General features: G+C 69.6%; 16 protein-coding genes and 1 pseudogene. 11 read left to right on the top strand and 6 right to left on the bottom strand.

Features of this window, described 5'->3' with window-relative positions; translation table 11 throughout:
* The first annotated feature begins 37 nt into the window (after positions 1-37).
* On the top strand, positions 38-1270 hold the full coding sequence (locus AC3ENQ_RS06825; RefSeq protein ID WP_431803331.1) for an isochorismate synthase: 1233 nt from the start codon (positions 38-40) through the stop codon (positions 1268-1270).
* A 102-nt stretch (positions 1271-1372) separates the two neighbouring features.
* Here the strand turns inward: AC3ENQ_RS06825 and AC3ENQ_RS06820 are convergent, their stop codons facing one another.
* The 5 genes from AC3ENQ_RS06820 to AC3ENQ_RS06800 are packed head-to-tail and all read right to left on the bottom strand — an operon-like array spanning position 1373 to position 6055.
* Positions 1373-2227, bottom strand: coding sequence for a polyphosphate kinase 2 family protein (locus AC3ENQ_RS06820; RefSeq protein ID WP_431802972.1), 855 nt, complete (start codon positions 2225-2227; stop codon positions 1373-1375).
* Positions 2228-2229: 2 nt separating this feature from the next.
* Positions 2230-3093, bottom strand: coding sequence for an alpha/beta hydrolase family protein (locus AC3ENQ_RS06815; protein WP_431802970.1), 864 nt, complete (start codon positions 3091-3093; stop codon positions 2230-2232).
* Between the two features lie 31 nt (positions 3094-3124).
* Positions 3125-4969, bottom strand: a complete 1845-nt coding sequence (menD, locus tag AC3ENQ_RS06810) for a 2-succinyl-5-enolpyruvyl-6-hydroxy-3-cyclohexene-1-carboxylic-acid synthase (RefSeq protein WP_431802968.1) — start codon at positions 4967-4969, stop codon at positions 3125-3127.
* 3 nt (positions 4970-4972) lie between these two features.
* Entirely contained in the window at positions 4973-5374 is a 402-nt protein-coding gene (locus AC3ENQ_RS06805; protein WP_431802966.1) for a PLD nuclease N-terminal domain-containing protein, read from the bottom strand.
* Positions 5375-5383: 9 nt separating this feature from the next.
* Positions 5384-6055: a winged helix-turn-helix transcriptional regulator gene (locus AC3ENQ_RS06800; protein ID WP_431802965.1), complete on the bottom strand. Its 672-nt coding sequence runs from the start codon at positions 6053-6055 to the stop codon at positions 5384-5386.
* 69 nt (positions 6056-6124) lie between these two features.
* Between AC3ENQ_RS06800 and AC3ENQ_RS06795 the strand changes: the two genes are divergently transcribed.
* The 10 genes and pseudogenes from AC3ENQ_RS06795 (at position 6125) to AC3ENQ_RS06750 (ending at position 12832) form a co-directional block, all read left to right on the top strand.
* Positions 6125-6511, top strand: a complete 387-nt coding sequence (locus tag AC3ENQ_RS06795; RefSeq protein WP_431802963.1) for a nuclear transport factor 2-like protein — start codon at positions 6125-6127, stop codon at positions 6509-6511.
* Complete coding sequence (locus AC3ENQ_RS06790; RefSeq protein ID WP_431802961.1) at positions 6508-6897, top strand: TfoX/Sxy family protein; 390 nt, start codon at positions 6508-6510, stop codon at positions 6895-6897. The genes AC3ENQ_RS06795 and AC3ENQ_RS06790 overlap by 4 nt, the downstream gene beginning before the upstream one ends.
* A 250-nt stretch (positions 6898-7147) precedes the next feature.
* Positions 7148-7492: an ArsR/SmtB family transcription factor gene (locus AC3ENQ_RS06785; protein ID WP_431802959.1), complete on the top strand. Its 345-nt coding sequence runs from the start codon at positions 7148-7150 to the stop codon at positions 7490-7492.
* Positions 7489-8412, top strand: coding sequence for an SRPBCC family protein (locus AC3ENQ_RS06780; protein WP_431802957.1), 924 nt, complete (start codon positions 7489-7491; stop codon positions 8410-8412). The genes AC3ENQ_RS06785 and AC3ENQ_RS06780 overlap by 4 nt, the downstream gene beginning before the upstream one ends.
* Before the next feature lie 77 nt (positions 8413-8489).
* Positions 8490-8717 carry a hypothetical protein gene (locus AC3ENQ_RS06775; protein WP_431802955.1) on the top strand — a complete coding sequence of 76 codons (228 nt, stop codon included), beginning with the start codon at positions 8490-8492 and terminating at the stop codon, positions 8715-8717.
* Between the two features lie 61 nt (positions 8718-8778).
* Positions 8779-10101, top strand: a pseudogene (locus tag AC3ENQ_RS06770) (ISL3 family transposase).
* A gap of 426 nt (positions 10102-10527) precedes the next feature.
* Positions 10528-10701 carry a hypothetical protein gene (locus AC3ENQ_RS06765; RefSeq protein ID WP_431802953.1) on the top strand — a complete coding sequence of 58 codons (174 nt, stop codon included), beginning with the start codon at positions 10528-10530 and terminating at the stop codon, positions 10699-10701.
* A gap of 74 nt (positions 10702-10775) precedes the next feature.
* Positions 10776-11552, top strand: a complete 777-nt coding sequence (locus AC3ENQ_RS06760) for a MerR family transcriptional regulator (RefSeq protein WP_129458821.1) — start codon at positions 10776-10778, stop codon at positions 11550-11552.
* On the top strand, positions 11549-12499 hold the full coding sequence (locus AC3ENQ_RS06755; protein ID WP_431803329.1) for an IS481 family transposase: 951 nt from the start codon (positions 11549-11551) through the stop codon (positions 12497-12499). Before AC3ENQ_RS06760 ends, AC3ENQ_RS06755 begins: the two co-directional genes overlap by 4 nt.
* Positions 12500-12571: 72 nt before the next feature.
* The gene (locus AC3ENQ_RS06750; protein WP_431802951.1) at positions 12572-12832 is read left to right on the top strand and encodes a DUF4229 domain-containing protein; all 261 of its coding nucleotides are present in this window, start codon (positions 12572-12574) and stop codon (positions 12830-12832) included.
* A 51-nt stretch (positions 12833-12883) separates the two neighbouring features.
* Here AC3ENQ_RS06750 and AC3ENQ_RS06745 read toward each other — a convergent pair whose 3' ends face one another.
* Complete coding sequence (locus AC3ENQ_RS06745) at positions 12884-13888, bottom strand: 1,4-dihydroxy-2-naphthoate polyprenyltransferase (protein ID WP_431802949.1); 1005 nt, start codon at positions 13886-13888, stop codon at positions 12884-12886.
* Positions 13889-13993: the final 105 nt, after the last annotated feature.

Below are 13993 nucleotides of genomic sequence, written 5' to 3'. Positions count from 1 at the left end.
TGGTCGGGTGAGTGACACCGCCCAGGCTCCCGTCCGGATGCGGGTGATCACCCGTGAGATCGCGCCGCTCGGCGACCTGCTCGAGTACGCCGATCCGCACGACCCTCTCGTCTGGACGCGGCGCGGCGCCTGGCTCGTCGGCGTCGGCGATGCCCTCACCCTCACGGCACCGGCGGACGAGACCGCGGACCTCGCGGAGCGCTGGCGTCAGGTGACCGCCGCCGCCGAGATCGACGACCACGTCGAGGAATCCGGCTCCGGCCTCATCGCCTTCGGCGCGCTCCCCTTTGCGCCCGACTCGTCCTCTTCCGGCATGCTCACCGTCCCGCGCCTGACGATCGGACACCGGGGAGAGAAGACGTGGGCGACCTGGGTGCTGCCCGGCGACGGCGAGCCGGAGCCGGCCGCGCCCGAGGCGATCCCGTTCGGCGCGCACTGGTCGGCCGCCGTTGGCCCGGGGGCGCTCACTCCGGACGGGTATCAGGATGCCGTCCGCGCGGGCCTCGCCGCGATCTCCGACGGCGAGGTCAGCAAGGTCGTCCTCGCCCGCGACCTCGTCGGCACGGTGCCGCCCGGCGCTGACCTCCGCCGCCTGGTGCGCTCGCTCGCGACCGGCTATCCCGACACGTGGGTCTACGCCGTCGACGGACTCATCGGAGCGAGTCCCGAGACCCTCGTCACGGTCGCGGGCGGCACCGTCACGGCGCGCGTCCTCGCCGGGACGCTCGCGCGCGGCGCAGATCCGGATGCCGACCGCGAGGCGGCCCTGGCCCTGGCCTCCAGCGAGAAGGACCTCGCCGAGCACGGCTACGCCGTCCGTAGCCTCGTCGACGCGCTCACGCCCCTGACTTCGGCGCTCGCGGCGAGCGAGCAGCCCTTCACCCTGCCGCTTCCGAACGTGTGGCACCTCGCGACCGACGTCGAGGCGACGACCGCGGCCGACACGTCCGCGCTCGACCTCGTCGAGGTGCTGCACCCTACGGCCGCGGTCGCAGGAACGCCGACGGATGCCGCGGTGGCCGCGATCTCGCGGATCGAGCCGTCCGACCGGGGGCGCTACGCGGGGCCGGTCGGCTGGATCGACGCGCGCGGCGACGGCGAGTGGGCGATCGCGCTGCGCGGCGCGCAGTTCGACCTCGCCGCCGAGACGGGGGGCGGCATCCCCTTCCGGGCGCACGCGGGCGCCGGGATCGTCGCCGGCAGCGACCCCGAGGCGGAACTCCTCGAGACGCGCGTGAAGTTCCGGCCCATCGTCGACGCGCTGGCGTAGCGCGCGACCACACTTGTCGACCCGCGGCGGCGCCGCCCGCTCGGCGACCGGTCACGGCGGTCACGTCACGGCGGTCACGTCACGGCGGTCACGTCACGGCGGTCAGGTCGCGGCGAGGCGGGCCTTCTCGACCTCGACGTCGAAGTCGGCGGCGGGCCACTGCGGGTCGATGTCGCGCAGCGCGTCGATGAGCAGCGTCTGCACAGCGAGCCGCGCATACCACTTGCGGTCGGCGGGAACGACGTACCACGGGGCATCCGGGGTCGAGGTCCGCTCGAAGACCTTCTGGTACGCGTCCATGTAGTCGGGCCAGAGCTTGCGCTCATCGACATCGCCGGGGTTGTACTTCCAGTGCTTGTCGGGGCGGTCGAGCCTGCTCGCGAGACGCTTCTTCTGCTCGTCGGGAGAGATGTGCAGCATGACCTTGACGATGCGGGTGCCGGCATCCGTGAGCAGCTTCTCGAAATCGACGATCGCCCCGTATCGTCGTTCGATCTCCTCGGGCGGCGCGAGCGAACGCACGCGACCGATGAGCACGTCCTCGTAATGAGAGCGATCGAAGACGCCGATGTATCCCGCCCCCGGCACCTCCTTCTCGACGCGCCACAGGAAATCGTGGGCTCGCTCCTCCTCGGTGGGCGCCTTGAAGGCCTTCAGGTGCACGCCCTGCGGGTCGGTCGCTCCGATGACGTGCCGCACGATCCCGCCCTTGCCCGCCGTGTCCATCGCCTGCAGCACGAGGAGCAGCGATGGGCTCTGCGGGACGACGCGGCTCTGGGCGTAGAGCCGCTCCTGCAGCTCGTCCAACTGCTTCGTGCCGTGCGCGAGGTCGTTCTCGCCGCTCTTCTTGCCGTCGCGGTACCCCGGTGTCGCGCCGGGGTCGACCTCGGCCAGGCGGAAGCCGTCGGTGACGCGCAGCAGCCGGGACGGGTCGTCGTTCCAAGAGGTGTCGCTCATGGTCACATCTTGGCCGATGACGCGAGCTCACGGGTGAAGAACGCCACGGCATCCTGTGCCACGGTCCCGCGGACGTCACCGGGGTCCTCGCTCGCCGCCAGGAAGACGTAGTGGCCGATATCGCTTCCGACGCTGTGACCGGATGCCGTCGGCACCCCCGCCAGATACGCGAGCGCGTTGTCCTCGGGCACCGCGTTGTCGTCGGCGTCGCCCCACCGGAGGGCGAGCGGCGCGGTGATCTCGGCGAGGCTCGCCGGGTCGACGAGCGCACCGATCGACGGGGCGATCGCGAATCCCGCCCGCACCCGCGCGTCGCGTCGCGAACCGGCTCCCGCCGCGATGGGGGCAGCGATCTCAGCCTCGTCGTGGCGTGCGCGCAACGCGTCGACGAGGTCCGGGTACTCCGGCAGCGGCGGAAGCGGTGCGGCCCCCGCCAGTACGAGCGTCGCGACGACAGGGTCGATCCGCCCGCCGAGGAGTGCGATCGTCGTGTACCCGCCGAGCGAGAACCCCGCCGCGCCGACGCGAGCGGGGTCGGCGTCTCCGCGCGCGAGCACGACGTCGAGCACACGGGAGAGGTCGGTCGGCCTCTCCCACACGAAGGCGAAGCCCTCGGGCAGGTAGTCGCCCGCCGACGTGTTGCCGTGGTGGTCGGTGGCCGCGACGAGGAATCCGGCGCGGGACAGGGTTTCTGCGAGCCAGGCGAGGTCGCTCGCCCTGCCGCCGGTGCCGTGCGAGAGGAGGACGACGGGGTGGGGACCGGGGCCGTCCGGCTCCCAGAAGTGGATCGGCAGCGGTCGCGGCCCGTCGCCGTCCCACCGGGGCCGGGCGGGGTCGGTCACGAGGAGGGTGGACGTCGTCGGCATCCGGCTCAGTCTAGGGAGGGGCGCACCGGGCTCAGCGCGCGAGCGCGACCTCGATGAGCTGCGGCCCGGTGACGGGCGCCGTCAGCGCCTGGTCCAGTTCGGTGCGCGTCGCGGCGGACACGTACGTCCAGCCGTAGGCGTCGGCGAGAGCTGCGAGCCGGACGGCGTGCGGCGTGTAGAGCACACGATCCATGGCGCTCGGCGAGGCGACCGATGCCACCTCGAGCCCGTCGAAGATCGTCCCTCCCCCGTCGTTCCCGACGATCACCTGGATGCGCGGCAGCTCTTCGCCGGGCGTGAGCAGCAGCGCGCCGACGTCGTGGAGGAACGCGAGGTCGCCCATCAGCACGCGCGTGACACCGGGGGCTCCGCCCGCCTGGCTCGCGATCGCGATGCCGCGACCGGTCGCGATCGTCCCGTCGATCCCCGCGAGGCCGCGATTCGCGTGCACCGGCACCTTCTTGCCGCCGAGCACCTCGTCGGCGACCCGCACCAGCCGCGACGACGCGAAGAGCAGGCGATCGTGCGGCCAGGTCGCGCGCCATACGGCATCCACGAGCGTCGTCCGATCGATCTTGGCGCGGGCGACCTCGAGCTCCGCGGCGATCGCCCCGAGTCGTTCGCTCGGGACGGCGGATGCCAGGGCGTCCGCATCGGGCGCCGCGGGCGTGAGGTCGACGGCGGCGGCGCGCGACGCGCGCATCCACGCCCCGAACCAGTCTCGGTCGATGTCACCGACCGCGACGGTCACGGCGTCGATGGCGGTGGTCGAGCCATTGAGGTTGAGCGGCTCCCCCGGTCCGCGGACGGCGAAGACCTCGACGTCGTCGCGCGACAGCAGACGCGTCGCTTCGCGGCTGAGCGTGGGATGCCCGAACACGATCACCCGTTCGACGCGCCCGCCGAGGTCAGGGTCGGAGAGGAGCGCTCGGTAGCCGTGCACGAGATTGCGTCCGAAGCGCGACCCCGAGACGATCTCGGCGACGAGGGGCCATCCGCCGGCGTGCGCGAGTGCCTCGGCGGCAGGCCCGGCATCCGCCCCGGCCACCACGACGGTGCGCGGGCCGCGACGCAGCACGTGCGGGTCGAGGTCGGGGTCGGTCGGGCGGTTCGACTCGCCGATCCCCCCGCCGCCCTGGTAGAGCGCGCCGGACGGCTCGGGCTCGACGGGCGGCTCGCCCGCCGCGACGTCGTCGGGGTCGGTTCCGGTCGTCGACAGCTCGACCGTCGGCATGCTGAACCACGCGGGCAGGGCGCCCGCGAGCGGTTCGCGGTACGGGAGGTTCAGGTGCACCGGCCCGGGTTGGCGCGTGCCGGCGCCGAGCGCCGCGGCGATCGCCTCGTCCGCGACGCGCCGGAGGGCGGCGGACTGCTCGCCCGCGCCGTCGTCGTCGACCTCTTCGGGCACCGGGAGGTCGGCTTCGAGCCGAATGCTCGGTGCGAACATCCCGGGCTGGCGGGTGGTCTGGTTGGCGCCGACACCGCGGAGCTCGGGCGGGCGGTCGGCGGTGAGGAGGACGAGCGGCACCCCGGCGTGATGCGCCTCGAGCGCCGCCGGGAGGAGGTTCGCGACGGCCGTCCCCGACGTGCACAGGACGACGGCGGGCATGCCGGTCTCCCGCCCGATCCCGAGCGCGGTGAAGCCCGCTACGCGCTCGTCGATGCGGACGTGCACCGCCACCGCGCCGCGCTCCTCGAGCGCCGCCGCGGCGAGCGCGAGGGCCTGCGAGCGCGAGCCCGGGCTCACGACGACGTGGCGGACGCCCAGTTCGACGAGCCGCGCCAGGAGGGCGGCGGCGGCATCCGTCGCGGGTGCGGCGCTGCGGGAGGCGTGCCTCAGGGATGCGTCCTCGTCGGCCGTGCGCGGTTCGTCCACGGGTCAGCCGTGCGCGCCGCGGGGCGTGTCGCCCTCGTCGTCGGGCGTGGCGGAGCCGGCGGCGGGGCGAGGCGGTCCGTCGGGGTCGGCGTCCTCGGCGTCGAGCGCGGCGAGCTCCGCCTCGAGCCGGCGGATGCGCTCGTCCTGATCGCTGATCGACCCGATCGACCCGAGGAAGGTCGGGTCGTCGTCGGGCGCCCGGTAGACCGACGGGGCGCGCTCGCGGCCGCGGCCGACGACGAACCAGAGGATGCCGCCGAGCACGGGGAACAGCACGACGATGAGGATCCAGACCGGCTTGCTCACGCCACGGTGGCGGGTGGGCGAGACGATGGCGCAGTCGACGATGCTGTACACCCAGAAGGCGAGCAACAGCAGCGCTGCCGGCAGAAGGATTCGCACCACGAGGCCATCCTAGGTGTACTGACCGGGGACATTAGTTGACGCGGGCGGAGGCGGTGGGAGCACTCGCGTCAAGGCTCCGGCATCACCAGCGACCTGCACACCTCGTGCGATAGCAGCGGGTAGGGGCATCGCGCCTTGCAGGAGTGCCACCAGGATCGGCCCCGGCCCCGTGACCGTCGCCAGGGGGCTGGTGTCGCGTTGGCAGGGGTTCACCGTGATGGTGCCGCTGGCTGCGGTGAGGTCAAAGCCGTCGACGAAGGTGCCGAACCGGATGACGACCGCGGGATCGTCCGGTCGGTGATCTTTGAGGAGGAATCGAGCTGGTTGGCTGAGCCAATGCATCTGGAAGATCGCGTCGCTCGGTGCATCCGGAACTGTCGGGGCGCCCCATTTGAGAAGCTCACGCAGCACTCCATCTAGGGCCCGGCCGCGGTCGGTGAGCTGGTATGTCGGTGTGCCCGAAGTGCCCGATGAGGGCTCGCGGATGACGACACCGTCCGTCTCGAGGTCCCGCAGGCGCTGGGTGAGCAAGTTCGTCGCAATGCCGGGCAGGCCCCGTTGCAATTCACCAAAGCGCAGTTCACCCTCGATCAGGAGCTCCCGCACGATCAGGAGAGTCCAGCGATCGCCGACGATATCCAGCGCGCGGGCGATTGAACAAAGCTGACCGTAGGACTTCACGTGACCCCCTTGACTTTATCAAGTATCTGCTTGAAAGTATCAAGCACTATTCTCACGCCAAGGAGAGTCATGTCTGCCACCTTGTCTTCAGACTCACCACAGGTCCTCAAGGACTACTACCGGATCCTCGAGTCCGGCATCGACGCCTACCAGGACGGAGCCGCCCTGCGACCCCTGCTGGGCGACCACCTCGACTTCACCGGCTCCCTCGCTGGACATCTCCCCGATGCGACCGAGGGCTTCCTAGTCGGCGCCGCCGGCTTCATCGGGACGGTCCAGCAGATCGAGATCATCCACGACGTGCACAGTCCTCACGGGTCGGCCGTGCTTTACACCGCAACCATGCCCGGCGGCCCGATGACCTTCGCGGAGTTCTTCACGTTCGACGGCGGGCGCATCACGTCACTGAACCTGCACTACAGCGGACCCGAGTACATCGAGAAGGGCGGGCGATGACGGACCAGGAGGACCTCATCGAGCGGGTACGTGAAGCGCTAAGTGACCGCAGCCCTCGTGAAGTGTCCATGTTCGGCGGCGTGTCCTTCATGATCGAGGGACGCATGGTCGTCGCCGCGCGCCGAGCGGGAGAACTCCTGCTGCGCATCGACCCCGCGGCCGCGAAGGACCTTCTCGCCCGCCCCGGCGCCCACCCCGCGCTGATGGGAGCAGACCGCCCCATGGGCGACGGCTGGATCAGCATTGAACAGGCTACCCTCCAGGGGGCCGGGCTCGACGCCTGGCTCGAACCCGCACTGTCCTTCCACACGGCGCAAGGCGCCCAATGGGCTGTGTCAAGTTTCTTAGACAGTCTCTTTGTTGATCAGGCCGCGGCTGCGGTCTGACGTGTGTGCTCGGCGTGGACGTCCGCGGGGGTACGGTAGCCGAGGGTGGAGTGGCGTCGGCGTCGCTGTGGCTCAGCGGCCAGCAAGACCCAGCGCGCACGATCCTCGCGACCGTTCCGGCCGATGGCTCACACGCGGACCAGCTGGCCCGCTCGGTGCGTCGCAACATCGAGGCCGGCACACCCGTCGATGGGCGGGAGCGACATATCGCCATTGATAAATATCACTAACAGATGATACCGTGCGTGACGTGAGCCAGTTCGCCGTTCTCGCCGATCCCGTGCGTCGACGCGTCGTCGAGGTGCTCGCCGATGGTGAGCGCACCGCCGGCGAGGTCGGCGAGGTCGTCATGGTCGAGTTCGGCATCGGGCAGCCCGCCGTCTCGAATCAGCTGCGGCTGCTGCGAGAGTCCGAGATCGTCCAGGCCCGGCCCGTGGGATCCCGGCGCCTCTACAGTCTCGTGCCCGGTGCCCTCGACGAGGTCGCCGGGTGGGTCGAGCGCTATGCGCGCTTGTGGCCACAGCGGCTCGACGCGCTGGAGACGGAGCTCGCACGAGGTCGAAGAGAAGCCCGCCACCAGGAGGATGCAGAATGACGAGAGATGATCTGAGCGTGGTCTCGAGAGCGCTCACCGGTACCCGCGAGCGCCCGCAGCTGACGTTTCGGCGCACCTACCGCGCGAGTCCCGCCGAGGTCCGCGACGCGTGCGCGAACGTCGACCGCCTCTCACGATGGTTCGGCACCGTGAACGGCGAGCCCAGCCAGGTCGGGGACCGGTTCACCGTGGTTCTCGGTGACGAGCACGATGTCGCCGAGGGGCGCGTGCTCAGGTGCGGCGACGACGAGATCGCCGTCGCCTGGTCATGGCAAGGGGAGCCCGAGAGCGTCATCACGGCACGCATCGCACCAGCCGACGAGGGCACGACCACGCTCGAGCTCCAGCACACGCTCGAGCAGCCGGATCACGCCGTGGGCTATGGAGGCGGCTGGGAGCAGACGTTGCAGGCGCTCGCGCGGTCGCTCGGCGCCGCTGCGACCGACGCGCCCGATGACGAGCAGATCGAGTCCGACGGCGTCGCACGATGGAGCAGCATCACGCGCGCGCCGATGACTCTCGAGCGCGTCATCGCCGCCCCGATCGAACGTGTGTGGGCCGCCTTCGCCACCGCCGATGGGCTCCGCACCTGGTGGTGGAACCACTGGAGCGACGTGCACATCGAGGCCGATGCGCGCCGCGGCGGCACATACCGAATCCAGGCGCCGGGAGCGGGCATCGATCTCCGAGGTGTCTACCTCGTGGTCGAGGAACCCACGCACCTGGCGTACACGTGGGAGTGGCGCGACGCCGAGGGCGAGGTGCCCGACGAGGCGGTCGACATCCGACTCGAGCCAGTGGCCGAAGGCACACGCGTCACCGTGCTGCACAGCGGGCCGTGGGAGGACGATGCGCCCGCCGAGGCCTACCGGGAAGGCTGGACGTTCACGCTCGGACAACTCGACGCCGCTCAACCCTGACGGGGAGTGTCAGAAGAACGGTGGGCGGGGGTCTGGCCTGACACGCCGGGATGGTGCTTGGCGGGGAAGCGGGCAGCATGACCGAGACGATCGAGCCCATGATGATGGGCGAGGATGACAAGCAGGCGCTGGCTCACCGGCTGGTGGACCAGGCGCGGGAGGCGGGGGTCGATCTCGTCGGCCCGGGCGGCCTGTTGACCGGGTTGACGAAACAGGTCCTGGAGGCGGCGCTGGAGGAGGAGCTCACCGGGCTCTTCGGACATCTGGTGGGGAGTGAGGGTCGGGGTGTGATCGGGGTTGGGTAGGGGTCGAGGTCCTCGATGATCGGTAGCGACCAAGCAACCATTCGTCTCAAGGACCTCGACGTTGACCAACGCCACGGCGTGCGTGCGCGCGCCTTCCACAGGTGACCCCTGCCCGCGCTGTGATCTCCTCCTGGGGCTGGAGGGTGTGGTCCATGTCGAGGGCGTCGAGCGCACCGACGGCCATATGCGCGTGGAGGTCTCCACGCCGTCGCAGCTGATGGGCTGCCCGGACTGCGGGGTGGTCGCGCCGAGCCGGGGCCGGCGGGTCCGGCGCCTGCCCGACGTGCCCCACGGGAGCACGCGTGTCGTGCTGCTCTGGCGGCAACGGGTCTGGCGCTGCCCCGATCCCGCGTGTGCGCGGGGGACGTTCACCGAGCAGGTCCCCGACCTGGTCCGGGCGCGGGGATCGGTCACGGCCCGGGCCGTTGCCTGGGCCATGGAGCAGCTGCGGCGTGAGCACGCCACGATCAGCGGCCTGGCCCGCCAGCTCGGGATCGCGTGGAAGACGATGTGGCGCGCGATCAAGCCCGTCCTGGAACACCTCGACAGCCAGGAGCAGCGGTTCGCGGGCGTGAAGAGCCTCGGGGTCGACGAACACATCTGGCACCACGGCGACCCACGCCGGAAGGGGCCGAAGGAGCTGACCGGGATGGTCGACCTCACCCGCGACGAGCAGGGACGGGTGCACTCCGGCTGCTGGACCTGGTCCCGGGCCGGTCCAAGAAGGCCTACACCGACTGGCTCACCGCCCGCGGAGACACCTTCCGCAAGAACATCGCCGTGGCGGCGTTGGACCCGTTCGGAGGCTACAAGGCCGCGATCGACGAGGAGCTCCCCGACGCCGTCGCGGTCCTGGACGCCTTCCACGTCGTCAAGCTCGGCACCCAGGTCGTGGACGAGGTCCGCCGCCGCGTCCAGCAGACCACCCTGGGCCACCGCGGCCGCAAGGGTGACCCCCTCTACGGCATCCAGACGATCCTGCGGGCCGGGGGCGGAGAACCTCACCGACAAACAGCTGGACCGCCTCGCCACCGCGATCCAGGCCGACCCCGCCCACGAAGAGGTCTACATCGCCTGGCGCTGCGCCCAGGACCTCCGCGCGACCTACCGCGACAGGGACACCGCCGCGGGCAAGAAGCGAGCCGAGAAGATCCTGGACTCCTTCCACACCTGCCCCATCCCCGAGGTCGCCCGCCTCGGGCGGACCCTCAGGCGCTGGCGCGAGGCGTTCCTGGCCTACTTCACCACCGGACGGGCGAACAACGGACCCACCGAGGCAGTGAACGGCATCATCGAGCTCCACCGCCGCCTCGCCCGCGGCTACCGCAACCGCACCAACTACCGCCTCCGCATGCTCCTCGCCGCCGGCGGACTCACCCCCTGATCCCCACCAGATGTCCGAAGAGCCCATCAACACCGCAGATCGCGCACGGGCGATGCCGAAGGTGGCTCATCCGATGGAGCGACCTCCGACTCGCGTCCATCCAGAGCCCCCGTCGCGAGGGCGCGCGCGGCGAAGCCGCGCTCTGTCCGACTGTGGCTGGCGGCGATGTCCTTCCCGGAACCACGGAGAGGAGCCCGCGAGCCTCTACGTGGGGCGGTCCGGAGACTGCGTGGCCGCTGGTGTCGGTCGCCGTGGTCGTCGAGGAAGACTTGACGCGGGGCAGACACTGCCTTCGCGAGAGCGATGAAAGTGCAGGACAAAGAACAGATGGGCGAAAATCCCACCGTCTCCGCCCCGTGACCCCGGTCCCCCGCAGGGACCGGGGTTCTTTGCTGCCATCTTGGAGGCGAAGGTCGCGTCGTGGACGTGAGCAAGGTCGTGTGGCGACGGCACGAACAGGACCTCAGGGCGGCGGAAGATCTCTTCTACACCTGGCAGTACGACATTCGATGGGCCGCCCAGAAACTGCGAGACGAAGGCGAGGTCGAGCGCGTCGACGCCCGTCGCGGCGTGGCGTGGCGCCTCGTGAGAGGTCGCTAGCTGTACTGACCGGAGACGTTGGTAGAGCGACTCTCTCTGGGAGCATTGACCTTGACACTGTGTGATGCGGTCTGGTGGGGGTCGACATGTTGAGTATCGGAGAGATCGCGCATAGCACTGGTGTCTCGCGGCGCATGCTGCGGCACTGGGAAGGCGAGGGGTTGCTGACCCCAGCTACTACCGACCCTGTAACCGGCTATCGGCGCTACCAGGACAGCCAGCTTGGGCGCGTGCGTGCCATTGCGGAACTGCGCGCGCTGGGGTTCGGCTTGGCCGAGATCGGGCAGCTGCTCGATCCGCATCTTGAGCAGTCCACTCTGGAAGTGCTTCTCACTCACCAGGTAGACGCCCTGCAGCGGCAGATCACCGAGGCTTCAACACGTCTGGTCCACGTTCAGCACCGGCTGGACATCATCCAGAGCAAGTCCATGGAGATCATCATGAATCTGTCCATCACCGCACTGCCCAGCCTCAATATTTGGGGGCTGAGCACCACCGTCCTTGACGAGACCGAGATCGGTCACGCCGTCAAACAGTTGCACCGGGACCTCCCTCACACCGATGAAGAGATCGTGCTTCTGTATGACGGTACGGACGACGACCAGATCACCGTCTCAGCCGGGATTACGACGCGCCCCGAATCTGAGGCGGTCAGCAGGATCGTCGTGCCGGAGGCCTCGGAAGGCGTAACGGTCACCTTCGATGGACCGCCAGAGAGCATCGGGGATGCCTGGGTCCTGATCGATGCCGAGCTAGAGAAGCGACACCTGACCAGTTTCGGCATCTATCGGCAGGTCAACAGCGTGACGGGACACGTCACCCTGCAGGCCCCTGTTCGCGAGCGACACTGATTTGCGGACCACAGCAAGGGAGGCCAGCGGCGACGTCGATCCCCCGCCTGGCGGCCCGCTTTCAAGTGTCCTGGCCGACAATTAAGCGCTGGGTCGATCGATACCTCGCCGGCGATTCGATGCAGGATCGCTCCTCGCGGCCACGGAGGTCTCCTGGCAAGACGTCCAAGACCGTGACTAAGAGGTGCGTCAGCCTACGAATGCGTCTGCGGGAAGGTCCGGTCCAGCTCGCTGCGAGACTCAACATCGCGCCGTCGACGGTTCATCGAATCTTGCGATCAGCCCGCTTGAACCGACTCTCTCATGTCGACCGCGAAACAGGTGAGCCCGTCCGCCGCTACGAGCACGATCATCCGGGATCAATGGTGCACGTAGACGTGAAGAAGCTCGGCAACATCCCCGACGGTGGCGGCTGGCGTTACGTTGGTCGCCACCAAGGCGAGAAGAACCGCGCCGCGGCGCAGGACAAGTCACGCAACGTCTATGGCAATCCGAAGCTCGGATATGCATTCGTGCATACCGTCATCGATGACCATTCCAGAGTCGCCTACACCGAGGTCCACGACGACGAGACCGCCTTCACCGCTGTCGCTGTCCTGCGTCGGGCCGTTGATTGGTTCGCCGACCGCGGCGTCGCGATCGAGCGAGTGCTTTCAGACAACGGTGGTGCGTACCGATCGCACCTCTGGCGCGACACCTGCGAAGCACTGTCGATCACCCCGAAGCGGACTCGTCCGTACCGGCCGCAGACCAACGGGAAGGTCGAGAGGTTCCACCGCACCATGGCCGACGGGTGGGCCTACGCCCGCTGCTACATCAGCGAGCAGGAACGCCGCGACTCTCTCGAAGCCTGGCTCCACCAATACAACCAGCATCGTCCCCACACGGCCCGCGGCAACCAGCCGCCCTTCTCACGATTGATCAACGTTCCCGATCAGTACACCTAGGCGCGCGGAATGTACGTTCGCCCGGAACGGCCCCGGGGGCGAGAGGGCTGGCGCGCGGCCTAAACTGGGGCTATGCGTGCTCGTTCGGCGATCGTCTACACGGTGTTGCGCCTGCTGGCCTTCCTCGTGCCGTTCGGCATCATGATGCTCTTCCCGATCATGCGCGAGTACTACTGGCTCGCGGCGATCTTCGCGGCTCTCATCGGCCTCAGCCTCTCGACGCTGTTCCTGCGTCGCCCGCTCGACGACATGACCGCCGGTCTCGCGGAGCGCCGTGCCCGCACGCGCAAGACCACCGACGAGGATGCCGAGGACGCCGTCACCGAGGAGTGACGCCGCACCTCGGTCTGAGGCTCGGCGCCGTGGGGTTCGGCGCCGTGGGGTTCAGAGCGCGAACGCGACGAAGAGGAAGATCGCGACCGCGAGCGACGTCAGCGACGTGAGGCTCAGCGCGACCACGAGTTCGCGCGGGCGGCGGTAGGTCCAGACGATCAGGACCGCGCAGAGCGCCGGGATGAGGGCGAGAAGCCCCAGCCACGCGCGCGGGTAGAACTGCGCGAGGAACGCGACGATCGCGAACGGGACGAGCATGAACACCGTGAAGACGACCTGCGTCGCGCGCTTGCCGATGCGGACGGTGAGCGTGCGCTTGCCCGACAGGCGATCCTGGTCGATGTCGCGGAGGTTGTTGGCAAGGAGCACGGCGCAGGCGAACAGCCCCGCGACGACGCCGCCGAACCAGGACTCCTGCGGCACGGCATCCGCCTGCACGTACGTCGTGCCGACGGTCGCGACGAGCCCGAAGAAGACGAAGACGAACAGCTCGCCGAGGCCCGCATAGCCGTACGGGCGCTTGCCGCCGGTGTAGAACCACGCGGCGGCCAGGCACGCGGCTCCCACGAGGAGCATCCACCAGTGGCCCGTGCGGATGATGATCGCGAGGCCTGCGACCGCCGCGATGCCGAAGAAGGCGAGCGCAGCGGTGAGCACCGCGCGCGGCGACGCCGTGCCGCTCGCGGTCAGTCGGGCGGGGCCGACGCGGTGGTCGTCGGTGCCGCGGATGCCGTCACTGTAGTCGTTGGCGTAGTTGACGCCGATCTGGATCGAGACGGCGAGCACGAGGCAGCACAGCGCGATGACCCAGTGGAACGGGACGTCGGGGATGAGCGCGGCGCCGGTGCCGATGATGACGGGTGCGACGGCGAGCGGCAGGGTGCGCAGACGCGCCGCACCGATCCAGTCGCCGAGGGTCGCCTTCTCGACGTGCGCGGGGTCGCGCGAGACATGGGCCTTCTGCGCGTCGCCGTGCGGCTTCTGCTTCTGAGGACCCTGGCTCTTCTTGCCGGTGTGCTTCTTCCGGGCGTTCTTCTTGGGAGTGCTGCCTGCCACGCCCGAAAGCCTAATCCGCCGCGGGTGCGGTTCCATCCGTCGGATCGATGGGACGGGTGTGCACGGGTGATGCACAGCTGTCGACACCAGCACCATCGATCCGAC

It is taken from the genome of Microbacterium sp. bgisy203 (assembly GCF_057706945.1).
Note: the sequence above shows the minus strand (reverse complement) of the source record. Positions and strands in the feature narration are given on the sequence as shown.

Bases quoted from the DNA above. Each gene is read 5' to 3' on its own strand.
- AC3ENQ_RS06825 (WP_431803331.1), top strand. From the start codon at position 38: ATGCGGGTGATCACCCGTGAGATCGCGCCGCTCGGCGACCTGCTCGAG.
- AC3ENQ_RS06820 (WP_431802972.1), bottom strand. From the start codon at position 2,227: ATGAGCGACACCTCTTGGAACGACGACCCGTCCCGGCTGCTGCGCGTC.
- AC3ENQ_RS06815 (WP_431802970.1), bottom strand. From the start codon at position 3,093: ATGCCGACGACGTCCACCCTCCTCGTGACCGACCCCGCCCGGCCCCGG.
- AC3ENQ_RS06795 (WP_431802963.1), top strand. From the start codon at position 6,125: ATGTCTGCCACCTTGTCTTCAGACTCACCACAGGTCCTCAAGGACTAC.
- AC3ENQ_RS06790 (WP_431802961.1), top strand. From the start codon at position 6,508: ATGACGGACCAGGAGGACCTCATCGAGCGGGTACGTGAAGCGCTAAGT.
- AC3ENQ_RS06780 (WP_431802957.1), top strand. From the start codon at position 7,489: ATGACGAGAGATGATCTGAGCGTGGTCTCGAGAGCGCTCACCGGTACC.
- AC3ENQ_RS06775 (WP_431802955.1), top strand. From the start codon at position 8,490: ATGACCGAGACGATCGAGCCCATGATGATGGGCGAGGATGACAAGCAG.
- AC3ENQ_RS06750 (WP_431802951.1), top strand. From the start codon at position 12,572: ATGCGTGCTCGTTCGGCGATCGTCTACACGGTGTTGCGCCTGCTGGCC.